At 37.3% G+C, this 23487-nt stretch carries 23 protein-coding genes; 18 read left to right on the forward strand and 5 right to left on the reverse strand.

Annotated elements, in window-relative coordinates; all coding sequences use genetic code 11:
* Positions 1-5 precede the first annotated feature (5 nt).
* On the forward strand, positions 6-3056 hold the full coding sequence (gene ebgA / locus BR87_RS11640) for a beta-galactosidase subunit alpha (RefSeq protein WP_035032436.1): 3051 nt from the start codon (positions 6-8) through the stop codon (positions 3054-3056).
* A gap of 132 nt (positions 3057-3188) precedes the next feature.
* Here the strand turns inward: ebgA and BR87_RS11645 are convergent, their stop codons facing one another.
* Complete coding sequence (locus tag BR87_RS11645; protein WP_035032439.1) at positions 3189-3722, reverse strand: 5' nucleotidase, NT5C type; 534 nt, start codon at positions 3720-3722, stop codon at positions 3189-3191.
* A gap of 28 nt (positions 3723-3750) precedes the next feature.
* Complete coding sequence (locus tag BR87_RS11650; RefSeq protein ID WP_035032442.1) at positions 3751-4464, reverse strand: GntR family transcriptional regulator; 714 nt, start codon at positions 4462-4464, stop codon at positions 3751-3753.
* Positions 4465-4612: 148 nt separating this feature from the next.
* Between BR87_RS11650 and BR87_RS11655 the strand changes: the two genes are divergently transcribed.
* Genes BR87_RS11655 through lacC form a run of 9 tightly spaced genes read left to right on the forward strand, consistent with a single transcriptional unit; the run spans position 4613 to position 13373 of the window.
* Positions 4613-6385, forward strand: coding sequence for a glycoside hydrolase family 35 protein (locus tag BR87_RS11655; RefSeq protein ID WP_035032444.1), 1773 nt, complete (start codon positions 4613-4615; stop codon positions 6383-6385).
* Between the two features lie 20 nt (positions 6386-6405).
* Positions 6406-6891, forward strand: a complete 486-nt coding sequence (locus BR87_RS11660; RefSeq protein WP_035032446.1) for a PTS sugar transporter subunit IIB — start codon at positions 6406-6408, stop codon at positions 6889-6891.
* A 21-nt stretch (positions 6892-6912) separates the two neighbouring features.
* Positions 6913-7800, forward strand: coding sequence for a PTS mannose/fructose/sorbose/N-acetylgalactosamine transporter subunit IIC (locus BR87_RS11665; protein WP_035032448.1), 888 nt, complete (start codon positions 6913-6915; stop codon positions 7798-7800).
* Complete coding sequence (locus BR87_RS11670) at positions 7787-8596, forward strand: PTS system mannose/fructose/sorbose family transporter subunit IID (protein WP_035032450.1); 810 nt, start codon at positions 7787-7789, stop codon at positions 8594-8596. The genes BR87_RS11665 and BR87_RS11670 overlap by 14 nt, the downstream gene beginning before the upstream one ends.
* Positions 8597-8620: 24 nt before the next feature.
* Complete coding sequence (locus tag BR87_RS11675) at positions 8621-9028, forward strand: PTS sugar transporter subunit IIA (RefSeq protein WP_035032452.1); 408 nt, start codon at positions 8621-8623, stop codon at positions 9026-9028.
* A gap of 23 nt (positions 9029-9051) precedes the next feature.
* Entirely contained in the window at positions 9052-10227 is a 1176-nt protein-coding gene (locus BR87_RS11680; RefSeq protein ID WP_035032455.1) for an SIS domain-containing protein, read from the forward strand.
* Positions 10228-10249: 22 nt separating this feature from the next.
* Positions 10250-11419 carry an N-acetylglucosamine-6-phosphate deacetylase gene (gene nagA, locus BR87_RS11685; RefSeq protein ID WP_035032458.1) on the forward strand — a complete coding sequence of 390 codons (1170 nt, stop codon included), beginning with the start codon at positions 10250-10252 and terminating at the stop codon, positions 11417-11419.
* Between the two features lie 12 nt (positions 11420-11431).
* The gene (lacD, locus tag BR87_RS11690) at positions 11432-12421 is read left to right on the forward strand and encodes a tagatose-bisphosphate aldolase (RefSeq protein ID WP_035032461.1); all 990 of its coding nucleotides are present in this window, start codon (positions 11432-11434) and stop codon (positions 12419-12421) included.
* Between the two features lie 13 nt (positions 12422-12434).
* On the forward strand, positions 12435-13373 hold the full coding sequence (lacC, locus tag BR87_RS11695; RefSeq protein ID WP_035032464.1) for a tagatose-6-phosphate kinase: 939 nt from the start codon (positions 12435-12437) through the stop codon (positions 13371-13373).
* A gap of 130 nt (positions 13374-13503) precedes the next feature.
* Here lacC and BR87_RS11700 read toward each other — a convergent pair whose 3' ends face one another.
* On the reverse strand, positions 13504-14058 hold the full coding sequence (locus tag BR87_RS11700; protein ID WP_244877059.1) for an FUSC family protein: 555 nt from the start codon (positions 14056-14058) through the stop codon (positions 13504-13506).
* Between the two features lie 51 nt (positions 14059-14109).
* Positions 14110-14616, reverse strand: a complete 507-nt coding sequence (locus tag BR87_RS11705) for an FUSC family protein (protein ID WP_244877060.1) — start codon at positions 14614-14616, stop codon at positions 14110-14112.
* 162 nt (positions 14617-14778) lie between these two features.
* Between BR87_RS11705 and BR87_RS11710 the strand changes: the two genes are divergently transcribed.
* Both BR87_RS11710 and BR87_RS11715 read left to right on the forward strand, forming a co-directional pair.
* Positions 14779-15765, forward strand: a complete 987-nt coding sequence (locus BR87_RS11710) for an aromatic acid exporter family protein (protein ID WP_035032467.1) — start codon at positions 14779-14781, stop codon at positions 15763-15765.
* A gap of 308 nt (positions 15766-16073) precedes the next feature.
* The gene (locus BR87_RS11715; RefSeq protein ID WP_035032470.1) at positions 16074-16547 is read left to right on the forward strand and encodes a DUF5626 family protein; all 474 of its coding nucleotides are present in this window, start codon (positions 16074-16076) and stop codon (positions 16545-16547) included.
* A gap of 2 nt (positions 16548-16549) precedes the next feature.
* Here the strand turns inward: BR87_RS11715 and BR87_RS11720 are convergent, their stop codons facing one another.
* Positions 16550-17062 carry a helix-turn-helix domain-containing protein gene (locus BR87_RS11720; protein WP_035032473.1) on the reverse strand — a complete coding sequence of 171 codons (513 nt, stop codon included), beginning with the start codon at positions 17060-17062 and terminating at the stop codon, positions 16550-16552.
* Positions 17063-17370: 308 nt separating this feature from the next.
* Here BR87_RS11720 and BR87_RS13090 point away from each other — a divergent pair, with 308 nt between their 5' ends.
* The 6 genes from BR87_RS13090 (at position 17371) to BR87_RS11745 (ending at position 23486) form a co-directional block, all read left to right on the forward strand.
* On the forward strand, positions 17371-17526 hold the full coding sequence (locus tag BR87_RS13090; RefSeq protein ID WP_156959119.1) for a hypothetical protein: 156 nt from the start codon (positions 17371-17373) through the stop codon (positions 17524-17526).
* Between the two features lie 260 nt (positions 17527-17786).
* Complete coding sequence (locus tag BR87_RS11725) at positions 17787-18950, forward strand: GerMN domain-containing protein (protein ID WP_035033257.1); 1164 nt, start codon at positions 17787-17789, stop codon at positions 18948-18950.
* A 669-nt stretch (positions 18951-19619) separates the two neighbouring features.
* Entirely contained in the window at positions 19620-20768 is a 1149-nt protein-coding gene (locus tag BR87_RS11730; protein WP_035032476.1) for an ABC transporter substrate-binding protein, read from the forward strand.
* A gap of 76 nt (positions 20769-20844) precedes the next feature.
* Positions 20845-21723 carry a branched-chain amino acid ABC transporter permease gene (locus tag BR87_RS11735; protein WP_035032477.1) on the forward strand — a complete coding sequence of 293 codons (879 nt, stop codon included), beginning with the start codon at positions 20845-20847 and terminating at the stop codon, positions 21721-21723.
* A gap of 9 nt (positions 21724-21732) precedes the next feature.
* The gene (locus BR87_RS11740; RefSeq protein WP_035033260.1) at positions 21733-22716 is read left to right on the forward strand and encodes a branched-chain amino acid ABC transporter permease; all 984 of its coding nucleotides are present in this window, start codon (positions 21733-21735) and stop codon (positions 22714-22716) included.
* The gene (locus BR87_RS11745; RefSeq protein WP_035032480.1) at positions 22713-23486 is read left to right on the forward strand and encodes an ABC transporter ATP-binding protein; all 774 of its coding nucleotides are present in this window, start codon (positions 22713-22715) and stop codon (positions 23484-23486) included. The genes BR87_RS11740 and BR87_RS11745 overlap by 4 nt, the downstream gene beginning before the upstream one ends.
* Position 23487: the final 1 nt, after the last annotated feature.

The raw sequence follows: 23487 nt of genomic DNA on the forward strand, positions 1-23487 counted from the left end.
ATTGGTTGAGAAAACTAAAAAGATGGGAAAATAATAAGGTAGACAGTATCAATAGAATGGATCCGAGAGCAAACTTTAGAAGTTATGCTAATCGTATGGAAGCTGAAAAAAGTGAACAAACTACATTGTTTTTTGAAAGTTTAAATGGCAAATGGGACTTTTTATTCTTAGAAGCTCCAGAATATAGTCCAGAAAACTTTTACAAAACATCTTGCAGTACAGATAAGTGGGATAAAATCGAAGTGCCGGGAAACTGGCAAAGACAAGGATACGGCGACATGCACTACTCTGATTTGTGGTACAATTTTCCAATTATCCCACCGTTTGTTCCGACTGAAAACCCTACAGGAATCTACAGAAGAACTTTCAATTTGGATACTATTCAAGAAGATCAACAATATATCTTGCGTTTCCAAGGAGTGGATTCTGCTTTTGAGGTCTATCTAAATGATCAATTTGTCGGTTACAGTAAAGGTGCAAGAATCCAAAGTGAATTTGATTTATCAGATCTATTAACAACTGGAATAAATACGTTAACGGTAAGAGTATTTCAATGGTCAGATGGAACGTATTTAGAAGATCAAGATATGTGGTGGTTGAGCGGGATATTCCGCGATGTAGATTTGTTTACTCGGCCAAAGGAAGGGGTATATGATTTCACGGTTCAAACTCTTTTGAACAAAACCTTTACTTCAGCCACGCTGATTGTTAACCCCGTCTTTACAGAACTAACAGATCAGCAAATTGTCTATGAATTATTAGATCAAGATGGAAATAAAATAGTTGAAGAAGAAACAAGTGGCAGAGAAAGCTTGGTTAAAACTATCTCAGAACCGCACAAATGGTCTGCTGAGTCTCCTTATCTTTATCGCCTGTTAATGACCGTTAAAAAAGATGGGAAAGTTGTTGAGGTCATCAATCAAAAAGTCGGGTTCAGACAAATTGAAGTACAAGGAAACTGTTTCCTAGTCAATGGTGTAGCTATTAAATTAAAGGGAGTAAATCGCCATGATTATAGTCCGACAACAGGAAGAGTCACGACTAAAGAAAGTATTGAAAAAGATATTGTTTTGATGAAGCAGCACAACATCAATGCGATTCGGACCGCTCATTACCCTAACTCTCCTTATTTTTATGATTTATGTGACGAATACGGAATGTATGTTATTGATGAAACCGACTTAGAATGCCATGGTTTCGAGTTGACAGAAGATTATAAATGGCTTTCTGATAACCCTGAATGGGAAGAAGCCCATGTCAACCGTATCAAACGAACGATTCAACGAGATAAAAATCATCCTTCTATTATTATGTGGTCACTTGGAAATGAATCATCTTTCGGATACAACTTCAGAAAAATGGCTGAATATGCTAAGAAGACAGATCCAACGAGACTCGTTCATTATGAAGGGGATTTCGAAGTGGAGGTCAGCGATGTATACTCAACTATGTATACGTGGTTAGAAAGAGAAGATGACAAACTGACAATGGATAAAGTCATTACACATACGAAAAAACCGCATATTCTGTGTGAATACGGACATGCTATGGGGAATGGTCCAGGAAACTTAAAAGAATACCAAGATCTTTTTTACCAACACGATCATATTCAAGGAGGGTTTATATGGGAATGGTTCGATCATGGGATTGAAACGGTTTCTGAAGAAGGAGAAGTTTATTACCAGTATGGTGGTGATTTTGGAGATGATCCAAATAACGGCAACTTCTGCATCGATGGAATGTTGATGCCCGATCGGACACCCTCTACTAGTCTGATTGAATACAAAAAAGTAATTGAACCGATTGAAACGAACGTTATTGACAGCGCATCAGGATTTTACCTGCTTACAAATAGACAAGATTTTAATACCTTAGCTGATTACCAATTGATATGTCAGTTTTATGAAGATGATCGCCTGATCGAAGAACAGGATGAAACAATACCTCAAACGTTAGCAAGAAAATCATCTACTATAAGAATCCGCTATCCAGAAGTTGACTTTAAACCAGGTGCTCTCTACACTGTTCGGTTTGTTTATCAATTAAAAAATACAGCAGCTTGGGCACAAAAGGGATTTGAAGTAACGAGAAGTGTGTTTGTTTGGCATAAAGAAAATCGCTTAGCAGAAACAAATAAAACAAATACTAGTGAAATGAAAGTAAGTGAGGAACAAGCCTTTGTGACAGTAGAAGGAGACCATTTCAGTTTCCGTTTCGATAAAGTTAAAGGAAAACTGCTTGAGGCCTACTACAACAAAGAAAAAGTTATTGAAAAAGGTCCGGAAATGAACTTTTGGAGAGCTCCTATTGATAACGATATGTACCTTTTAGAAGATTATAAAAATAAATACTTTATGCACTTGCCTCATGAATCTGTTCGCGACGTTCAATGTGAAACAAAAGAACATACATTTGAAATGCGAGTTAGTGCCTACTACGGAACGACAAACAGCGCATGGTATTATGATCTTGACTATAAGTATGTAGTAGATTCATCTGGCCAAATCAGTTTCTCTATTGATGGAATCGTGTCTGGCCGCAAGTTGCTTGCTCCGCCAATGCTTCCTCGATTAGGGGTTTCCCTTCAAATAGCTAAAGACTTTGATAGCGTTTCTTGGAGAGGACTTGGTCCTTTAGAAAACTACAGCGATTCTCGTCAAGCAGCTTATCAAGGAGTATTCTCAAGTTCAGTAGACGATTTATTTGTGAATTATGTAAAACCTCAAGAAAACGGCAATCATATGGAATGCGATTGGGTCGGTTTAACAAAAGAAACTAATGCATTGTTAGTTAAAACAGAGAACACATTTGATTACAGCGTGTCCAGATATGAAGCGATTGATCTTGAAAAGGCTAAACATACGATTGACTTGAAAAAACGTGATTATGTGATCTTAAATATTGATACTTGTCAAAATGGGTTAGGGAGCAACTCCTGTGGACAAGATCAATTAGACAAATACCGTTGCAAGTTCGAAGATTTTTCATTACAATTTACGATTGCATTAGAAGAAGTTGCACAAAAAAATATTGCTGAAATAGCTCGTGAAAATTAAAAGTAAAACAAGAAGAGCTTTTCTTCAAAGGATATATTCTTTTTCTTATCATATAAATACTGGTAATTCATCGGATTAATAATGAATTACCAGTATTTTATTTTTATTTAGCCATGCTTGTATTGAATCTCTTTACTCAGCCAGTTGATTAAAAAATTCTCTAACATCTTGCCAATTATTCATACGATAAGGAAAATCAATCTGTTTATTGTGATGTGCAGTGAACAATAAACCCGTTCCAGCAAAACCGTCAAAATGGTGGATGTGATCATCTATTAAATAATCAGCTTTGATAATACTTTTATTACCACAAAAAACAATGTTTTTCTTTTCGATAAAAGGAAACTTATCTTGCAGCCAATAAAATTTATCATCAAAACTATTGGGAAAGTCCATTGCTGCTGAAGTGATAAAGACTTCATGAGTTAGCATTAATTCTTTTATCACCTCTTGCGCGTCCTCAATAACAGGAAGGTCTTTAAAGAAGCCTTTTGTATTTCGAATAAATTTCATGATTTTATCTGTTTCGGGATAAATCTCACTAACGTATTGGTCATTTAAGTCACTTAACTGGAGATTCGATTCATAGAGATCATTGTACATCTGCAGATCTTTATAGTAGAAATCTGCTATTACTTCATCCATATCAATGGCAATTCTTACCATAATTTCCCTCCTAAATAATAACATTCAACTATTGTTGATCATTAAAAGTGGATAATTCAATTTTATAGTAATTCCACTTTTTATAGCTGACAACGACTTCAGCCACGGTTCCGTCTTGTAAAATAGTTTTCTTGTCTTGACGTACAATAGGCTCGTTTTTTTTCATTAGCAAAATATCTGCAATATCTTTTTCAGTTGGAAAGAGAATTTCATTGGTTTCTTTTGAGGCTTGATCATACATCCGAATATTAAAATCACTTTTAAAACGGTTATAAATAGAATCATAGTAGGCTAAATTAGGGATGTCTTTTTTAATGAATTGACTGGGAATATAGGAAAAATGCACTAGAAAAGGGTCTTCGTCTACTTTTCGCACACGTGTGATTTTATAGTAGCTCTCATTTTTTAGTAATCTTAACTCTTTCCGCATATCAGGTTCATTTTCTTCTTCCATGCTTAAAACTTCTACAGTTTCTGTTTTACCTGCAAAAACTTCAATATCTGAGAATTCAACTAAAGTTCTTTTGCGCGAGCGAGAGACATACGTTCCTTTTCCCTGATACCGCACTAAGTATCCTTCGTTGGCTAATTCCTGTATGGCTCTGATAACAGTAATAGAACTTACACTGTACAGCTTCACTAATTCCGCTTCGCTATAAAAGCGATCGCCATGTTCAAATTCGCCTACTTCGATTTTTTTGAGTAAATCATTTTTAATTTGTTGGTATTTTGGAATTTTCATTATGGTCTCCTTTCTGAATAGCTCCTGTTAATATATTAACTGATATCGTTTAAATGTGCCAATTTATTTTTCTTTTAAAAAAAGTTTGACAAGCGCAACTTAATATATTAACATACTAACTGTAAACGTTTTAAGAGAGGTGCAAATAATGAAGAGATTTGAAGTACAAGAAGATTTTTTGTTAGACGGGAAACCTTTTAAGATCATGTCAGGAGCTATACATTACTTTAGAGTTTTACCGGAAGATTGGTACCATTCATTGTATAATTTGAAAGCGCTTGGTTTTAATACAGTAGAAACATATATTCCATGGAATGTGCATGAACCCAAAGAAGGCGAGTATGATTTTTCAAGTCGTTATGATATAAAACGATTTGTCGAAACTGCAGCAGAGCTGGATTTGTTAGTTATTCTTCGTCCTTCTCCTTATATATGTGCGGAGTGGGAATTTGGCGGATTGCCAGGTTGGCTGCTGCCTTATAAGGATATGAGAATTCGTTCATCAGATCCTGCTTTTATAGAAAAAGTGTCACGTTATTATGAAAAACTTTTTGAAGTAATTACTCCACTGCAACTGGATCATGGCGGTCCTGTTATTATGATGCAAGTAGAAAATGAATACGGTTCTTATGGTGAGGACAAAGAGTATTTGCATCTGTTACATGACCTGATGCTTAAGTTAGGAGTAACTGTTCCTATATTTACATCAGATGGGGCTTGGAGAGCTACACAAGAAGCAGGAACATTGACAGAAGCAGATATTTTAACAACAGGAAATTTTGGTTCTCGTTCAAAAGAGAATTTTAAAGATTTAAAAGATTTCCATGAGTCAAAAGGGAAAAAGTGGCCGTTGATGTGTATGGAGTTTTGGGATGGCTGGTTTAATCGGTGGAATGATCCAATTATAAAAAGAGATGAACAAGATTTGGCTCACGATGTAAAAGAAGCATTAGAAATTGGAAGCATTAATCTATACATGTTCCATGGCGGTACCAACTTTGGACTGATGAATGGTTGTTCTGCAAGGGGACAAAAAGACCTTCCGCAAGTAACGTCATATGATTATGATGCACCATTAGATGAACAAGGAAATCCAACGAAGAAATATTATGCTTTGCAAAAAATGATGCAGGAACTATTTCCAGGTATTGAACAGCAAGAGCCTTTAGTGAAAAGCAGCATGGAACTCAAAGCTATTCCATTGAACGAAAAGGTCAGCTTATTCTCTGTTATTGATGAAATTACTGAAAAACAGCAATCTAAGTACCCTAAAACAATGGAAGAATTAGGCCAACAATACGGTTACACACTTTATAGAAGCCGTGTAAAAAGAGACAGCTATGAAGAGTTTTACCGTGTAATAGACGGCAGTGACCGCATTCAATTCTTTTTTAATGAAGAAAAACAAGCTACTCAATACCAAGAAGAAATTGGAGAAAAAATTAATATTGTAACAAGCAAAAATCTCAATCAGTTGGACGTTTTAGTAGAAAATATGGGTCGAGTAAATTATGGTCATAAACTTTTAGCGAATACGCAACAAAAAGGGATTAGAACAGGAATTATGTCTGATTTACACTTTATTTTGAATTGGGAACAGTATTGTTTGGAATTCTCTAAACCTTTAGCAATAGATTACAGCAAAAATTGGAAAGAAAACACTCCTTCATTTTATAAATACATTGCTACTATTGATGAACCAGAAGATACATTTGTGAATATGGAGTCGTTTGGAAAAGGAATCGTTCTGATTAATGGATTTAATATTGGACGCTATTGGAATGTAGGGCCGACATTGTCATTATATATTCCAAAATCTCTTTTGCAAAAAGGAGAAAATGAAATCGTTGTTTTTGAGACAGAAGGTATTTGGTCTGAAACAATAAGCTTAGAAAAAGAACCCAAATTTAAAAAACTTTAAAAATTAGGAGGAAGATTAAGATGAGTATCACTGCTGTAAGAATAGATGGAAGATTAATACATGGACAAGTAGCAAATTTATGGACTACAAAGTTAGATATCAGCCGCATCATGGTTGTAGACGATAGTGTTGCCAATAATGCAATTGAAAAGAGTGGATTGAAGTTAGCAACACCAGCGGGAGTGAAACTAAGTATTTTACCAATAGAAAAAGCAGCTGCTAATATTCTAGCTGGAAAATATGACTCACAACGGCTGTTGATCATTGCGAAAAAACCAGATCGCTTATTGAAATTGGTTGAACTAGGCGTACCAATTAAAGAAATCAATGTTGGAAATATGTCGCAAACGGATGAATCAAAGTCTATTACAAGATCTATCAATGTTATCGGCGAAGACATTGAAACCTTCAAGAAACTAGATGAAAAAGGCGTGAAATTGGTATCGCAAATGGTACCAAGTGATCGTGCAGAAAACTTTATGTCTTTATTAAAAGAACATATTTAAAAAATAGAGGAGGAAAAAATAATGGCAGTTGCATGGTGGCAAATTTTATTGTTAACGCTTTACGCAGGGTATCAAATTTTAGATGAACTACAGGTTTACACAGGTCTTGCTCAACCAGTATTTGCTGGTTTAATAGCAGGATTGATCATGGGAGATGTTACAACTGGTCTTATTATTGGTGGAAGTATGCAATTAACTATTTTAGGTGTTGGAACGTTCGGCGGTTCTTCAAGAATCGATGCCAACTCTGGTACTGTATTAGCTACAGCTTTTTCAGTAGGAATCGGTATGAATCCTGAACAAGCAATAGCAGCGATTGCTGTTCCAGTGGCTGGTTTAATGATTCAAATGGATATTTTAGGTCGGTTTGCCAATACATTTTTTGCACATCGTATTGATGCAAAAATTGAGGAAATGGACTACAAAGGGATCGAACGGAATTATTTGATGGGTGCTCTTTCTTGGTCATTATCTAGAGCTATCCCGGTATTATTAGCTTTAAGTTTTGGCGGAAGTTTTGTCAATTCTATCGTTGACGTGTTGAATAACCAATTGCAATGGCTAGGGGATGGATTATCAGTAGCCGGAGCTGTTCTGCCTGCTGTTGGGTTTGCGATTTTACTAAGATATTTGCCGGTGAAAAAACACATGCCTTACTTGATTTTAGGTTTTGTTATTACTGCATTGTTTACAACAGTATTTGGAAATATCCAACTACTTGGCGGATCTGTAGCTGGTGTAGTAGATGATTTTGCGAATAACTTTACAGGTATGCCGATGTTGGCTATTGCTTTAATAGGGTTTGCTCTTGCCTTTAGAGAATATAAACGCACTTCAGAAGCACCAAAAGTTCAACAATTTAATGGCTCAACATCAGAGGAAGGAGAAATAGACGATGACGAAATCTAATTATAAATTAACCAAAAAAGACTTTAACCAAATTAACAGAAGAAGCTTGTTTGGTTTTCAACTAGGTTGGAACTATGAACGGATGCAAGGGTCTGGCTATTTATATACTATTTTGCCTCAGCTAAGAAAAATTTACGGTGATGGCACACCAGAACTAAAAGCAATGATGAAAACACATTCACAATTTTTTAATACGAGTAACTTTTTAAACACGATCATTACAGGGATCGATATGGCGATTGAAGAAGAAGAAGGTGTGGATGCACGAGAAACAGTAGCTGGGATCAAAGTTGGTTTAATGGGTCCTTTTGCTGCAATTGGAGACTCGATTTTCGGCGCTTTATTGCCGACGATTTTTGGTGCATTAGCTGCCAACATGGCCGTAAGCGGGAACCCGATTGGAGCTTTGCTTTGGATGCTGGTCAACTTCGGTGTGATGTTTTTCCGGTGGAAACAACTTGAAATTGCACATAAAGAAGGAGTTTCTCTGGTCACAACGATGCAAAGCCGACTAACTGCTATCACAGACGCAGCTACCCTATTAGGAGTATTCATGGTTGGTGCACTGGTAGCAACCATGATCAACGTCCATTTATCTTGGACACCTGCCATTGGCGACTTAGTGATCGATGTCCAAAATAACGTAGATATGATTATGCCTCGTCTCTTACCAGCAGCAATTGTTGGAGCTGTTTATTGGTTGCTGGGTAAAAAGAACATTACTTCTACTAAAGCAATCTTTATCGTATTAGTTGTATCTGTTGCTTTGTCAGCATTAGGTGTAATTGCAAAATAAGAAACAAGTAAAGGAATGAAGAGAATGAACAATTTGGTACTGGTAAGTCACGGAGACTTCTGTAAAGAATTAAAAAATAGCGCAGAAATGATTTTAGGACCACAAGAAAATATTTACACGGTCTCTTTATTGCCAAATGAAGGTGAAAAAGAATTTTCCGAAAAATTTGAAGCCGTTACTCAATCTTTAGATGGCGACTACACAGTATTCGCCGATTTAATGGGTGGAACGCCTTGCAATATTGCTGCTAAAAAAATCATGAATGGATCTAACTTCGATCTATATGCGGGAATGAATATGCCCATGATTATTAGTTTTGTTAATGCATCATTGGTCGGAAATACCCAAACTCTTGTGACCGAGTCACGAGAGAGTATTGTGAAAGTGAATGATCTATTAACCGTTGATAATTTTGATGAAGAAGACGAATAGAATGGAAATGGAGTCGAATTTACATGCAATTATTTACGAAAACGAAAAATGAACTGAAAAATATGGGAGCGTCTATCACAACAAAAGAAATTGAGCAACAACCTGAACTTTGGTCTGAAGCTTGGGAAAGTTATCAAAAGCAGGAAGAAAAAATCCAAACCTTTCTAGAGAAGATAAAAGAAGAAGCAACAGGGAAAATTCGTGTCGTGTTTACCGGAGCAGGAACATCAGCTTATGTAGGCGATACAATCGTGCCTTATTTAAACCAAGTGGGCGATTCAAGCTCTTTCTTATTTGAAAGTATCGCAACGACAGACATTGTTTCTTCTCCGAGAGACTACTTGCATGAGGACGATTGGACGATCCTAGTGTCATTCGCACGAAGTGGAAACAGTCCAGAAAGTATTGCAACCGTTGATGTTGCGAATACAGTCGTTAAAAACATCCGTCATATCACTATTACGTGTGCTGCAGAAGGTTCTTTAGCCAAAGCTGCTGCTCAAGATGAAGAAAATCTTTTGTTATTGATGCCAGATCGTTCAAATGATCAAGGGTTCGCTATGACCGGCAGTTTTACTTCTATGACATTGACTTCTTTATTGGTTTTTGACCAAACGGCTACAGCAGAAAAAGAACAATTTGTAGCAACGGCGATAAAAATGGGAAAAGAAGTTGTTGAACAAGAAGAAAAGCTTTCAGCTGTTTTGGCAGCTGATTTTAACCGAATCGTTTATTTAGGATCAGGCAGTTTAGCAGGTTTAACACGCGAAGCACAATTGAAAGTGTTGGAACTAACTGCCGGAAAAGTCTCGACCATGTTTGATTCTTCAATGGGCTTTAGACATGGACCTAAGTCGTTTGTTGATGAAAAGACAGTAGTTTTTGTCTTTGTAAACAATGATGCTTATACTCGTCAATACGATTTAGATATTTTAAAAGAAATACACCACGATCAAATAGCAAGCCAAACCGTTGCGATTACTCAATCAATAGAAGAAGGCTTTGAGGGTGAAGTGTTCAGCTTTGACCAGAACCACGCTTTATTGCCCGAAGGTTATCTTGCGTTACCGTTTATTATGGCAGCACAGACAGTATCGTTATTGTCTTCTATTAAAGTTGGAAATACTCCAGATACGCCTTCTGCCTCTGGGACGGTAAACCGTGTTGTAAAAGGAGTAACGATTCATCCATACGAATAACGCAGGGTAAAAAAGAAAAGGGATGAGAGAATTGGAAAATTATTATATTCATGCAAGTCGTTTTTTCCTGCCAGGAGGAATGGAGCGAGAAGGTTACCTATCTGTAGTTGATGGAAAGTTCGGTGCTTATTTTAAAACCATACCTAACAAAACTGCCAAAATACTTGATTATGCTGGAAAATGGATTGCTCCTGGTCTAGTGGACACTCATGTTCATGGATTCAAGGGACACGATGTAATGGACAATGACTTTGAGGGACTCAATACTATGTCTGAAGGCTTATTGAGTTGTGGTGTAACTTCTTTTCTTCCGACCACATTATCTTCAGATGTTGAGACACTTAATCAAGTCAGCCAAATGATCGGCGAACATTACCAAGAAGTAAACGGCGCTAAAATTCAAGGTATTTTCTTTGAAGGTCCTTTCTTTACTGAAGAACACAAAGGCGCGCAAAATCCTAAATATTTTAGTGATCCTAACCTTGATACTTTTTACCACTGGCAAGAACTTTCAGGTGGATTGATCAAAAAAATAGCAATTGCTCCTGAAAGAGACGGCGCAGCTTATTTTACTGAGCAACTTTCTAAAGATGGTGTGGCTGTGGCTCTTGGGCATAGTTCGGCTACTTATGCACAAGCTAAAAACGTGGTTTCTTCAGGTGCTTCTATTTTTGTTCATACCTACAATGGAATGAGCGGATTGAATCACCGAGAACCTGGAATGGTTGGTGCAGCTATGGCAACAAAAGAAACAATAGCTGAACTGATTTGTGATGGGCACCATGTCCATCCAGCTGCTGCAGAAATATTAATAAACAGTAAAAAGCCAGATCACATCGCATTAATCACAGATTGTATGAGAGCCGGCGGTATGCCAGATGGAAATTATACATTGGGTGAATTCCCGGTTGAAGTAAAAGATGGGGCTGCTCGTTTGAAAGAAAGTGGCAGTTTAGCAGGAAGTATTTTAGAACTATTTGATGCCGTTAAAAATGTCTGCGATTGGGATATTGCGACAGTTGACGACGCTATTCGAATGGCTTCTATTGTTCCAGCGAAAAGCTGTCATATCGATGACCGTTGTGGTAGCTTGCAAGCTGGACACGATGCTGATTTTCTAGTCATTGACTCACAGTTGAATTTACTTGAAACCTATTTAAATGGAGTATCTGTATTCAAAAACGAAAATTAAAGGATGAAAAAAATGTTGAAACTATCAAAAGCAAAAAAAGAAGCAATGGACCGTTTATCTACAAAAGAAGGTTATATCGAAGCTTTAGCGATTGATCAGCGTGGTGCTTTGAAAAAAATGATTCAAGCTGAAAACCAAGAACCGAGAGATGAACGCATCATTGAATTTAAAAAAATAGTGTCAGAAGGACTAACACCGTATGCATCTTCTATCTTATTAGATCCTGAGTATGGTTTGGCCGCTGCTGCTGCTCGCCATGCTGAAGCTGGCTTGTTACTGGCTTATGAAAAAACAGGTTATGATGCTGCTGTTCCCGGACGCCTACCTGATTTGTTAGAAAAGTGGTCTGTAAAGCAGTTAAAAGATCAAGGAGCCGATGCCATCAAATTCTTGCTTTATTACGATGTTGATGATAATCCGGAAATCAACCATCAAAAACATGTTTTTGTAGAACGCCTGGGAAGCGAATGCATGGGAGAAGATATTCCTTTCTATTTGGAACTACTGTCTTATGATGCTGCCATTCAAGACAATGCTTCAAGCGAATTTGCTAAAGTGAAACCGCATAAAGTCATTGAGATGATGAAAGAATTTTCTAAACCACAGTATAAAGTAGATGTATTAAAAGTTGAAGTACCTGTAAATATGAATTTCGTTGAAGATTTTGGACAAGAAACAGTCTATACAAAAGCGGAAGCGGCTGCTTACTTTAAAGAACAAAGCGATGCGACTCATCTGCCATTTATTTTTCTTAGTGCAGGAGTTTCAGCCAAATTGTTCCAAGAGACACTTGTTTTTGCAAATGAATCTGGTTCTACCTTTAATGGAGTGCTTTGCGGGAGAGCAACTTGGAAAAATGGTGTCCATTATTTTATAGCAGATGGAGAAGACGCAGCAAACAAATGGCTTCAAACAGAAGGCAAAGAGAATATCGAAAGTTTGAATGAAGTAGTCGAACGGACAGCATCTTCATGGCACGATAAAGTGGAAGTTGTTGAATAAAGGAGAGACTAATTTGATACTAACGGTTACGATGAACCCTTCTATAGATATTTCCTATCCCATTGAATGTTTGAAGCTAGACGACATCAACCGGGTTTCTGAAGTTTCGAAAACAGCAGGAGGCAAAGGCCTCAATGTTACGCGTGTCATCCATGAACTTGGTGGTTCTGTTAATGCTACTGGAGTAGTTGGAGGACACCTCGGTAACCAAATTAAGGAGCAGCTGGACTCAGCTGGCATAACTCATGATTTTTACTCTATTTCACAAGAAACCAGAAACTCTATTGCTTTGTTGCATGATAATGGAAAGCAAACAGAAATTCTAGAGTCTGGCCCAAACGTTACAAGATCAGAGATGGAGGGCTTTATTGCAACCTTTCAATGCTTATTAGAACATGCCGAACTGATAACTATTTCTGGCAGCCTAGCGAAAGGTTTGCCAGATGATTTCTATGCCCAACTTATTCTATCGGCCAAAGAAAAAGGCGTTGATACATTGCTGGATACTTCTGGAAAAGCACTAAAAGAAGCTTTGAGAGGTGAACAAAAGCCCAAATTAATAAAACCGAATTTAACCGAAATCAATGATTTACTAAAGACGGATTTGGACTCTGAACAGCCCGAAAAGTTGAAACAAGCCTTAACCCATCCGCTATTTCAAGGAGTAGAATGGATTGTAGTGACATTAGGAGAAGAAGGAGCAGTTGTGAAACACAATGAATTGTTTTACCATGCCACCTTGCCTAAAATCGATGTAGTTAATCCAGTTGGATCAGGAGATGCTACTATTGCGGGTTTAGCATACGCTGTCAGCCATTTTGAAACGGATGAAAATACTATAAAAACTGGAATGACAACAGGCATGTTAAATGCATTAGAGTCTGTTACAGGTCATATTAATAGAGATAATTTCCAGAAATTGTACAACCAGATTCAAGTAAAAGCTTTTTAAGATATACTGAAATATCCATGGAGCAGGATAAATGATGTTCCTAAATCAAAATACCGGTGAATTATCAGCTGAACTGATAAACCACCGGTATTTTTTTAATTGATAGACTCTTTAGCTCTATGGCTGTTTCTTATGAACGTTCTTTAAAAAAACGGTGAATAAAATAAGATGAAAAAACAATGTTGACTAAAATAGCGATCATACTGCCAATGACAGTATCGAGCACGCGATTAAGCGCATAAAGATGCGTTGCCCCAGCAGGTATCGTAAAATAAGTGATCATATAAGTCGCTGTTCCGCCGATAATGCCTTCATGATAGTTCAAGCGGTCACAAATAATGATGACGAGCATTTGACCAATGGCTACTCCGAATAGTTCAATGACAAAAGAGTAGCCCGTAAATTGCTGAATCAAAACGAGAAGAGTCGCAATCAATGCACCAACAGCATTTCCAAAAATTCGTGTTTTCCCAAAATAAAAACTGGTTCTCCAATTTTCTCTTAAAGAAAAAACAGCTGCTAAAGCTGCTAAAGCAGGTGTTCCACGATTCGTATAATGAAAAAGCAGCATACAAAGAGCTACGGCAATGCCAGTTTTGATTGTGCGCATACCAATTTTATAATTTTTAAACACTTTCTTCACTCTTTCTTCCATTGAGTTGATTCGTTCATCGTTTAGGATCAACTCTGATACTTCTATCATACATGAAAAAAGTGTCACATGGGCAGGAATAGGTTATTTAGCGGATTTTTTAGGAAAAACTGGAATAAGAAGATTGACACTAACTGCAATAAAAGTTCCAATAAAGATATCAAAGACTCGTTGTATAGCGTATTGTACCGCATTATCTACAGGGATGGTGTAATAGATAATCAAAAAAGCAGCCGTAGCCCCTATAATGCCGGAATTATTCTGGACGCGATCACACAAAATAATGATCAAAATAACGGCGATAGGAACGCCAATCAGTTCAAGTAAAAATGATTCTCCCATATACTTTTGTATAAGGACTAATAAGGTAGCTGTCAAAGCTCCAATCGTATTTCCCAAAATTCTCGTTTTGCCGAATGTAAAACTAGATTTCCAGTTTTCTCTTAAGGCATAAATGGCTGATAAGCTAGCAATCATCGGAGTTCCGCGCTCAGTAAAATGAAACAACAGAACACAAATGGCAACAGCGATGGCTGTTTTAATCGTCCGCATACCCAGACGATAATTTTCAAAAATAGACATAAGTTTCATCACTTTCTCTCTAAGTCAATAAGTTGTTTCGAATAGGTAGTGTATCCATAATAATACAAAAACGGCTTAAACAAAACTAGGAACCCAAAAACACCTGTCTTTTCATAGAATTTTTTTGGAAAATAAGCTATTCTTGAATTGACAGAAGGTGAGGATCACATTATGACGCTTAGTTTAAGAACGATTAAAATTGTGTTCGCAACAACAATTGCCATATTTTTTGCAAAGATGTTGCATTTAGACTATACAGTAGCTGCAGGAATCATAGCGATTCTAAGTATTTCAGATACAAAGTTGTCTTCTTTAAAGACAGCTGGTCAAAGAATCGTTTCCACTGTTGTGGCTTTAGCAATTGCTGCTGTATTATTTCAGCTTTTTGGTTTTACAACGTTGATTTTTGGATTGTATCTCTTGGTCTATGTACCGATTGCATACAAATTAAATGTACAGGCGGGAATTGCTCCTTGCTCAGTTTTGGTGAGCCATCTTTTATTAGAACAAAGTACATCTGTTCATTGGCTCTGGAACGAATTTCTCTTGATGATGATCGGAGCAAGTTTAGCTATTTTGTTCAACCTCTATATGCCTTCAAAAGAAACGCAAATTCAAGCAATGCGTGAGGCAGTGGATGAGAAAATCAAAAAAATACTGCTTTATTTTGATCAAACGTTAAAAGAAGGTTTTTCAGGAACGGAAGATTTTCAGTTGATCCAAGAATTAGAAGAGACATTAGATGAAGCTATCCAAGTTGCTTATACAGAATTAGATAATCAATTAGTAAATCCCAGGTTCTATGAGATTCATTATTTTGAAATGCGAAAAGTACAGGCATCGATTCTAAAACAAATGGCGACTAATTTACGGTTTTGCCATTTGCCGACTAAGCAAAATAAAATATTGGCTGGCTTATTCTATTTAACCGCTGAGCAATTACATGAAAGCAACTCAGGGACTGCTTTAATGCAAAATATACAAGAACTGTTAAATGATTTTCGAAACAGTCCATTGCCGCAAACCCGAGAAGAATTTGAAAATCGAGCAGTCTTATTTCAATTGTTAAATGATTTCACGCGCTTTATTGATGTGAAGCAAAAATTTTATGAAAAATATGTTCCAGAAACTAGGGGAACAACCCCTGATAGTCAATAAAACGCAAAAGGATGGCTTAAGAATAAAACGCTGAAACCATACATGAGGGAATATTTTTTTCGGTGCTTCGGTGCTTAAAGGAAAGGGATTTGCGTGCCCTAAGTCAAGAAATTTAAAGCTTTAAGGCACGAAAAAAGAGTTTGCGTGCCCTAAGTCAAAAAAATTAAAGCTTTAAGTCACGCAAAATAGGTTTATACATCGAGGCCATTCAGATAGAGGGTTACACTTTTTACCGCACCTAAAAAGACGAACATAATTCCACTTTTAAGCAAGACAGAGTTTAAAAATTTAATTTGGAGGAATAGAGAATGAAAAAAATTCTTTTGATTTTAGGGCTAATTGCATTCATTTCTTTTGGGGCTCAAGAAGTACAAGCGGAAGCAGCACAACCAACGGGAAACCAGGAAAAGATCATCTATGATTTAGAACAAGGAGGCACACAGTCGTTTACTGTTGTCACATCTGCAGGAGAAGAAATCGTGATCGAAGTGGAAGAAATTCCATCAATGTTAAGAGCCGTGAAAAACGGAAATTATAAAATTTCCGCTGCTACGCTGGGTCAATGGAAAGCCGAATATCAGATCTCAATCAGCGGAAATAAAATCACGAAAGCTTATTCTCCCTCTATTGTGGCTTATACAGGAAGTTTTACAAGCGCTAAATTAACTGTAGACAATACGAAACAAGCGACTTATTATTTGAAAAGAAAAGTCTCGTTGATCACAACATCCATAAACTTACGCGCAAAATTGCTAACAAATAGTATTTCGATTAGTTACTAAAATTAACCAAGGTACTCGACAGTTGTCGTCCCCCATCCAAAAATATCGCTTAGTATACCGTATCCAATAAAAAGATTAAAAAGAATACAGCAAGCACACGAGAGATAAAGCAATTTATACAGTGTGTTTGTTTTTTTGTTCCTTTTTATAATAAAGGGCGCCACGATCAGTCCAAAAGGAGCAATCAAAAAACTAATAAAAGAAAGGATCAGCAATATAAGACCTTCATCTTTTTCTGAGGTTCCTCGTATAAAATCCAGTTTGCGATAAGAATCTTCAATTTTAAGTTCATTCTCTTCAATTCTGTTTTTTAGATCTTGGTTTTCTTTTAATAATTCATCGATCGATATTTCATAATAATTGCTTAATTTTACTAAATTATCTAAATCAGGGTAACTGTTTCCATTTTCCCACTTAGAAATAGACTGACGAGAAATTTGCAAATAATCCGCAACATCTCCTTGCGTAAACCCTTTATTGATTCTACTTTCCTTTAATCGTTCTGCTAATGCCATCTGATTTCCTCCCTTGTATCTTATCTTTTTCTATCATACCGAAAGCTGATCCTTTTTACTATCCGCTAATAACATTATTTTACCTCTTTATTATTTTGTTCCTGAGAATGGCTTTAAACCCGCGATGTAAACCATTGGTTGCTAGGATGTAAACCATTGCGTTCTTACTATTTTAAATAAAGTACCGGATAATCAAGGTGAGCAATGAAGAAAACAACAGAGACAAAGTCAGAAACAAGCGTCTATTTTTTATCGTTGGTTGGAAGCACCAGTAAAAATAAAGGCGTTCATTTTGTGGAGGGAAATAGATGAAAAAGAATAAAGGGTATTTAGTTTTTCATGTTTTATCAATAATTGTTTTTAGTTTAGCAATTCTTGGACTGTTTAATCAAAAGATTGGAATCGGCTACGGCTTGTTAGCTTTAGGATATATTCTGCTTAGAACAGCGGACCGAATCGAATGATGAACCAAACTTAAAAGGAGCACACAGAATATGAGGGAGAAGATGAAAAAAATAACGGTGGCGAGTATTCTTTTCTTAATGAGCCTTTTCACAGGATTTTTTGTGATTGAAGCATTAAGTTGGTTTTTTTACTAAGAAAGGAATAGGCAGTAACAAGAATAGCATAAGAAGTTATTTTAAGGACACATTTCAGGGAAATGGAAAACGTTTTCTGTAAATGGTATAATACACTATATAAAGAAGAAAGAGAGGGATACATGATGAAAAAAATAGGTTTTCTTTTTAGTTTATTCTTTTTAGCCCTTATTCTATCCTCTTGCCGTTTCTTTAATCGGGAAGAACCTAATACTGATTCTTCAAACAGCTCCTCGATGTCTGAAGAAAGCAAGATAAGTTCCAGTTCTGAAGAAAATTCAGCAACGAGTTCAAGCCAAGAAGCTGCGTCCAGTTCTAGTTCAACAGCTGAAGAACCAGACAGCATAGATTTAGCTGCTTATTTTCCAGATACAAACAACCAGCATTACATTTATGCAGGGGAAGGAAATGAATACGCTAGTTATGATGAATACACTGACTATGCTAAAGACAATCGAAAACAAATTAGAAAAAACAATGGCGGAACAGAAGAGGTAAAGGTCATTGAGTTAGAAAAAGACCAAATCAAGACGCGTCTATCACGCGGTGAAGCTTATCCACGAGAAAATTGGCTAGACCAAGAACCAGGAGAAGAGGAAGGAACGGAAATCTTACTCAAAGCACCTTTAAAAGAAGGGACGACTTGGCCAGTGATGGGCGAACGGACACGGACAATCACCGGTATCAATGTTTCTATCGATACACCAATGGGAACGTATGAGACCGTGGAGGTGACTACTGAAGGAAGCGAAGACAAAGTAGTTGATTATTATGCGCCAGACATTGGGTTAGTAAAAACCGTCTTTACATCAGACGATTATAACGTGACCTCCACTTTAAGCAAAATTGAAACAGATGTACCGCTGGTTCAAACCGTTCGTTTTTATTATCCTAATGCTGACGGAGAGACGTTGTCTTATGTGGACAAAGAACTAGCTTTTAAAACCAATGATGTGACGAAAAAGAAAATAGAAACAGCTTATAAAGAATTACCTAATGACGCTGTTGGATCCGTCTTATCAGACAACACGACCATTTTGAGTTTGTATTTGAATACGGATGGAAGGGTATATGTCGACTTTTCTAAAGAATTGATTTCTGAAATGAACGCGGGTTCTGCCTATGAAACGTTAATTTTACAAAGCATTGTCAATACAATAGGCGGATACTACTATATGAATGAAGTCTATCTCACTGTTGATGGACAGCCTTACAGCACAGGACATATCCAAAAAGAAAAAGGCGAATCGTTTACAGTAGATACCGAAAATAGCAGCGAAGTACAGTAAAGAGCAGAAAAAATACAGCAGGAGGTTGAGGCGAAATCCTCATTTTCTTGCTGTATTTCTTTCTGGAATATACTTGAGGCAGTGACCGCAATAGTTAGACACTTTCAGAGTAGAGCTGCCTACTCTTTTTTTGCTTTGTTTCAATTGTTCTTTTAACCTTTTTTGAGCACGGCAAAGTACTTAGATTTCTATTCAAGAAATACATGAGAACAGTGATTGAAGTTGTCCTTTTCGGCTGTGTCCGAAAAGGCCCGTCTTAAGCGGATAAAAGCTGTTAAAGAATATATGAAGGGGAAGATGGCAACCGTATAGGAGGAAAAAACATTTTGCCTCCTATATCAGGCAGGAAAAATATAGGATATGTTAGGCAAACACGTTATACGTAACGTATGACTCAAAAAAATACAAGGACAAGGCAGGCAAATCTCTTTTGCGTACCGTAAAAAGGGCAACTCTCTAACGATAGGGTAGTTAAGAACATTTTGAGTATTTTTATAAGAAAGGTAACGCTACATTTTTTCCTCAGAAAAAAATAAATTTGCTATTGCTTAAATTGTCAGAATATTCTATACTATTAAACATCTAGTTAAATCTTATCTTATTTTAATAAATATATCATCCGTTTCTAAGGTTAAAAATAAAGAAAGCAGCAAATGAGGAGGAAAACAAATGAAAAAATTAGTTGTCGGGTTAGCAGCTCTAGCAGTATTCGCTACGGCGTGCGGAGCTAAAGGAAATGCGGATGATGCAGACACCATTAAAATTGGTGGGAACTTTGAACTGACTGGTCCAGTATCAGCTTATGGGACAGCAGAATCGAATGGAGCAAAGCTGGCAATCAAAGAAATCAATGAAGCTGGCGGAGTTTTGGAGAAACAATTAAAGTATGTCGAATTAGACAATAAATCTGATACAACTGAATCAGCTAGTATCGCAACGAAACTGGCTACACAAGAAAAAGTTTCGGTCATCGTTGGACCAGCTACCAGCGGTACAACAAAATCAGCTACTCCATCAGTAACGAGAGCTAAAGTTGCTATGATCACACCTTCTGGGACAGATGATAGTTTAACGTTAGATGACCAAGGAAAAGTTCAGCCTTACGTTTTCCGAACAGGTTTCCAAGACTCTTTCCAAGGAGTGGCATTGGCAGACTTTGCTACGGATCACTTAGACTCTAAGAAAGCTGTGATTATCGGAGACAGCTCCAGCGACTATGCAATTGGATTAACTAAAGCTTTCAAGGACTCTTATGAAGGTGAAATTGTGGCTGATGAAAACTTTACAGCGGATGATACAGATTTTAATGCTATTTTAACTCGAATCAAAGGCAAAGATTTTGATGTCATCTATATGCCTGCTTACTATGAACAAGCTGGTTTGATTATTAAACAAGCGCGCGAAATGGGAATTGAACAGCCAATCTTAGGAGCAGACGGATTTAGTAACCAGGCCTTGCTTGATTTAGCCGGTGAAGAGAATGTTTCAAATGTTTATTATTCTGCTCATTTCTCTTTGAACAATGAAGAAAAAAATATTCAAGACTTTATTAAAGCTTATAAAGAAGAATACAAAACAGAGCCGGATGCATTTTCAGCATTAGCGTATGATTCTGTTTACTTGGCAAAACAAGGAATCGTAGAAGCAGACAGCAGCGACCCTGAAGAAGTGGCTAAAGCACTCGAAAAAATCACTGATTTCCAAGGAGTTACCGGTAATTTCTCAATTGATGAAAATCACAATCCAGTTAAATCCGTCTTTGTTATTGAATTGCAAAAAGGAGAAGAAGCTGGTGGAACAGAAGTAGCGCCAAAATAATACAAGATCAAAAAAAGAGGTGCGGAGCTGATCGTAGCTTTGTGCCTCTTAACATTTATCAGAAAAGAGGAGCCTTATGGAGAACTTTATTCAACAACTCATTAATGGGCTTTCATTAGGAAGCATTTATGCACTAATTGCTCTAGGGTATACAATGGTTTACGGCATTATTAAATTAATCAACTTTGCCCATGGAGAAATCTATATGGTGGGTGCTTTCATTGGCTACACAACAATTAATGTTTTTCATTTAGGATTGATTCCTTCATTGATTATTTCTATGTTGCTTTGTGCAGCATTAGGAGCCCTTATTGAACGAATTGCTTATAAACCCTTACGGAATGCAACACGAGTCGCAGCTTTGATCACAGCGATCGGCGTTTCCTTTTTATTGCAGAATGGCATGATTTACCTAGTGGGGCCTCAAGTCAGAGCTTTCCCGCAAGTCATTACAAAAAAGGTATACAGTTTGGGCTCGATTCAAGTTAATCAAACACAAATCACTATTTTCGCGACCACGGTTATTCTCATGCTGGCACTTCAATTTATTGTTAAAAAAACAAAGATGGGAAAAGCTATGCGGGCAGTCAGTACAGATGCCGATGCTGCACGTTTAATGGGAATCAACGTTGATAATGTTATTTCCTTTACCTTTATTCTTGGATCCGCATTAGCCGGGGCTGCTGGTGTACTAGTCGGAATGTATTACAACTCGATTGATCCAATGATGGGAGTGGCACCTGGTCTAAAAGCATTTATTGCAGCCGTTTTAGGTGGGATTGGGATTATCCCAGGCGCATTATTTGGCGGATTTACGATTGGAATTGTTGAAACCTTGATCAGCGGATATGGCAGTTCGCTAGTTAAAGATGCGATTGTGTATTTGATTTTGATTGTGATTTTGATCGTGAAACCAACTGGACTATTAGGTAAAAATACGAAAGAGAAAGTGTAGGTGATAGAAATGAAGCAATTTAATAAGACAAATCTTGGCTGGCTCATTTTTATTGCGGTCGCCTTCCTCTTAATCCAATTCGGTGTTTCGTCTGGTTTAATTGATGCTTTTTACGAAATCACGTTAATGACGATTTTAATCAATATTATTTTGGCAACCGGGTTAAATTTAATCATCGGATTTTCAGGGCAATTTTCTTTAGGGCATGCCGGCTTTATGGCGATTGGTGCTTATTGTACCGGGATCATGACAATCAAACTGCCGACCATTGTCGGTTTGCTTGCTGGTCTTTTATTGGGCATCATCGTGGCGAGTGTAGTGGCTCTAATTGTTGGGATACCAACCTTACGTTTAAAAGGCGATTATTTAGCTATAGCTACTTTGGGAGTGGCGGAAATCATTCGAATCGCGATTCTAAATATGGGCAGTTTGACAAATGGCGCTGCTGGTTTAAGCGGGATTCCTTATTTAACCACATGGCAATTGGCGTTTATTTTTGTAGTTGTGTCTTTAATCGTTATTGTAAATTACATTAAAAGCAGCGCAGGTCGTGCAACCGTTGCGATTCGTGAAGACGAGATCGCAGCTGAATCGATGGGGATCAACACAACTAAATTCAAAACCATTGCTTTTGTGATTGGTGCAGCTACAGCAGCAGTCGCCGGAGGACTTCATGCTTCTTATTTTAGTGTCATCCGTCCCGCTGATTTTACCTTTATGAAATCCATCGATATCTTGATTATTGTGGTATTCGGCGGATTGGGCAGTGTGACAGGGAGTGTCGTGGCTGCAATCGTTCTAGGCATCATCAATGTCTTTTTACAGCCTTTTGGACAGTTGCGCATGATTCTTTACTCGGTCGCTTTAATTGCCATTATGATTTTTAAGCCGTCTGGTTTATTTGGTTCCAAAGAATTTACCATTTCAGACTTATTGAACCGCAAAAAGAAAGCAACGTCTAAAACTCCTAAGCAAAAGGAGGAAGTGAAATGAGTTTATTGGAAGTAAAAAAATTAACTAAAAACTTTGGCGGATTAGCAGCTGTTTCAATGGTATCCATGGAACTGGGCGATAATGAGCTAGTCGGATTGATTGGACCTAACGGAGCAGGCAAAACGACTTTGTTTAATTTATTGACCGGTGTTTACGAGCCGACTGAAGGCAGCATTGAGTTAACAGCTAATAGCAAAACAGAATCTTTAGTGGGTAAAAAAACGTATACGATTACCGATATGGGCTTAGGGAGAACGTTTCAAAATATTCGGTTGTTTAAAGATTTGACCGTATTAGATAATGTCTTGATTGCGATGCACGCTAAAAACAAAGTTGGCACAATCGCTGCTCTATTTCGCACGCCTGCTTTTTATGCATCGGAAGAAACCCTGAAAGCAGAAGCTGTTAAACTGTTGCAGATTTTCAATATGGATACAAAAGTATCGGAGCTCGCCAAAAATTTGCCTTACGGGGAGCAAAGACGTCTGGAGATTGTTCGGGCATTGGCCACGAAACCAAAGATTTTATTTTTAGATGAACCGGCTGCGGGCATGAACCCACAAGAAACAGCCGACTTAACAGCTTTGATTCGTCAAATTCAAAAAGATTTCAACATCACTATTTTGTTGATTGAACACGATATGTCTTTAGTGATGAACGTATGCGAACGTATTTATGTTTTAGAGTATGGGCGGATGATCGCACATGGAACACCCAATGAAATCAAAAACAATAAAGCAGTTATCAAAGCTTATTTAGGTGGTGATTAGG

Source organism: Carnobacterium mobile DSM 4848 (assembly GCF_000744825.1).
Lineage (GTDB): Bacteria > Bacillota > Bacilli > Lactobacillales > Carnobacteriaceae > Carnobacterium_A > Carnobacterium_A mobile.

Bases quoted from the DNA above. Each gene is read 5' to 3' on its own strand.
- BR87_RS11740 (WP_035033260.1), top strand. From the start codon at position 21,733: ATGAAGCAATTTAATAAGACAAATCTTGGCTGGCTCATTTTTATTGCG.
- BR87_RS11675 (WP_035032452.1), top strand. From the start codon at position 8,621: ATGAACAATTTGGTACTGGTAAGTCACGGAGACTTCTGTAAAGAATTA.
- BR87_RS11730 (WP_035032476.1), top strand. From the start codon at position 19,620: ATGAAAAAATTAGTTGTCGGGTTAGCAGCTCTAGCAGTATTCGCTACG.
- BR87_RS11655 (WP_035032444.1), top strand. From the start codon at position 4,613: ATGAAGAGATTTGAAGTACAAGAAGATTTTTTGTTAGACGGGAAACCT.
- BR87_RS11670 (WP_035032450.1), top strand. From the start codon at position 7,787: ATGACGAAATCTAATTATAAATTAACCAAAAAAGACTTTAACCAAATT.
- BR87_RS11720 (WP_035032473.1), bottom strand. From the start codon at position 17,062: ATGGCATTAGCAGAACGATTAAAGGAAAGTAGAATCAATAAAGGGTTT.
- nagA (WP_035032458.1), top strand. From the start codon at position 10,250: ATGAGAGAATTGGAAAATTATTATATTCATGCAAGTCGTTTTTTCCTG.
- BR87_RS11660 (WP_035032446.1), top strand. From the start codon at position 6,406: ATGAGTATCACTGCTGTAAGAATAGATGGAAGATTAATACATGGACAA.
- BR87_RS11725 (WP_035033257.1), top strand. From the start codon at position 17,787: ATGAAAAAAATAGGTTTTCTTTTTAGTTTATTCTTTTTAGCCCTTATT.
- BR87_RS11665 (WP_035032448.1), top strand. From the start codon at position 6,913: ATGGCAGTTGCATGGTGGCAAATTTTATTGTTAACGCTTTACGCAGGG.
- lacD (WP_035032461.1), top strand. From the start codon at position 11,432: ATGTTGAAACTATCAAAAGCAAAAAAAGAAGCAATGGACCGTTTATCT.
- BR87_RS11735 (WP_035032477.1), top strand. From the start codon at position 20,845: ATGGAGAACTTTATTCAACAACTCATTAATGGGCTTTCATTAGGAAGC.
- BR87_RS13090 (WP_156959119.1), top strand. From the start codon at position 17,371: ATGAAAAAGAATAAAGGGTATTTAGTTTTTCATGTTTTATCAATAATT.
- BR87_RS11745 (WP_035032480.1), top strand. From the start codon at position 22,713: ATGAGTTTATTGGAAGTAAAAAAATTAACTAAAAACTTTGGCGGATTA.
- BR87_RS11710 (WP_035032467.1), top strand. From the start codon at position 14,779: ATGACGCTTAGTTTAAGAACGATTAAAATTGTGTTCGCAACAACAATT.
- BR87_RS11715 (WP_035032470.1), top strand. From the start codon at position 16,074: ATGAAAAAAATTCTTTTGATTTTAGGGCTAATTGCATTCATTTCTTTT.
- BR87_RS11650 (WP_035032442.1), bottom strand. From the start codon at position 4,464: ATGAAAATTCCAAAATACCAACAAATTAAAAATGATTTACTCAAAAAA.
- BR87_RS11680 (WP_035032455.1), top strand. From the start codon at position 9,052: ATGCAATTATTTACGAAAACGAAAAATGAACTGAAAAATATGGGAGCG.
- BR87_RS11645 (WP_035032439.1), bottom strand. From the start codon at position 3,722: ATGGTAAGAATTGCCATTGATATGGATGAAGTAATAGCAGATTTCTAC.
- BR87_RS11705 (WP_244877060.1), bottom strand. From the start codon at position 14,616: ATGAAACTTATGTCTATTTTTGAAAATTATCGTCTGGGTATGCGGACG.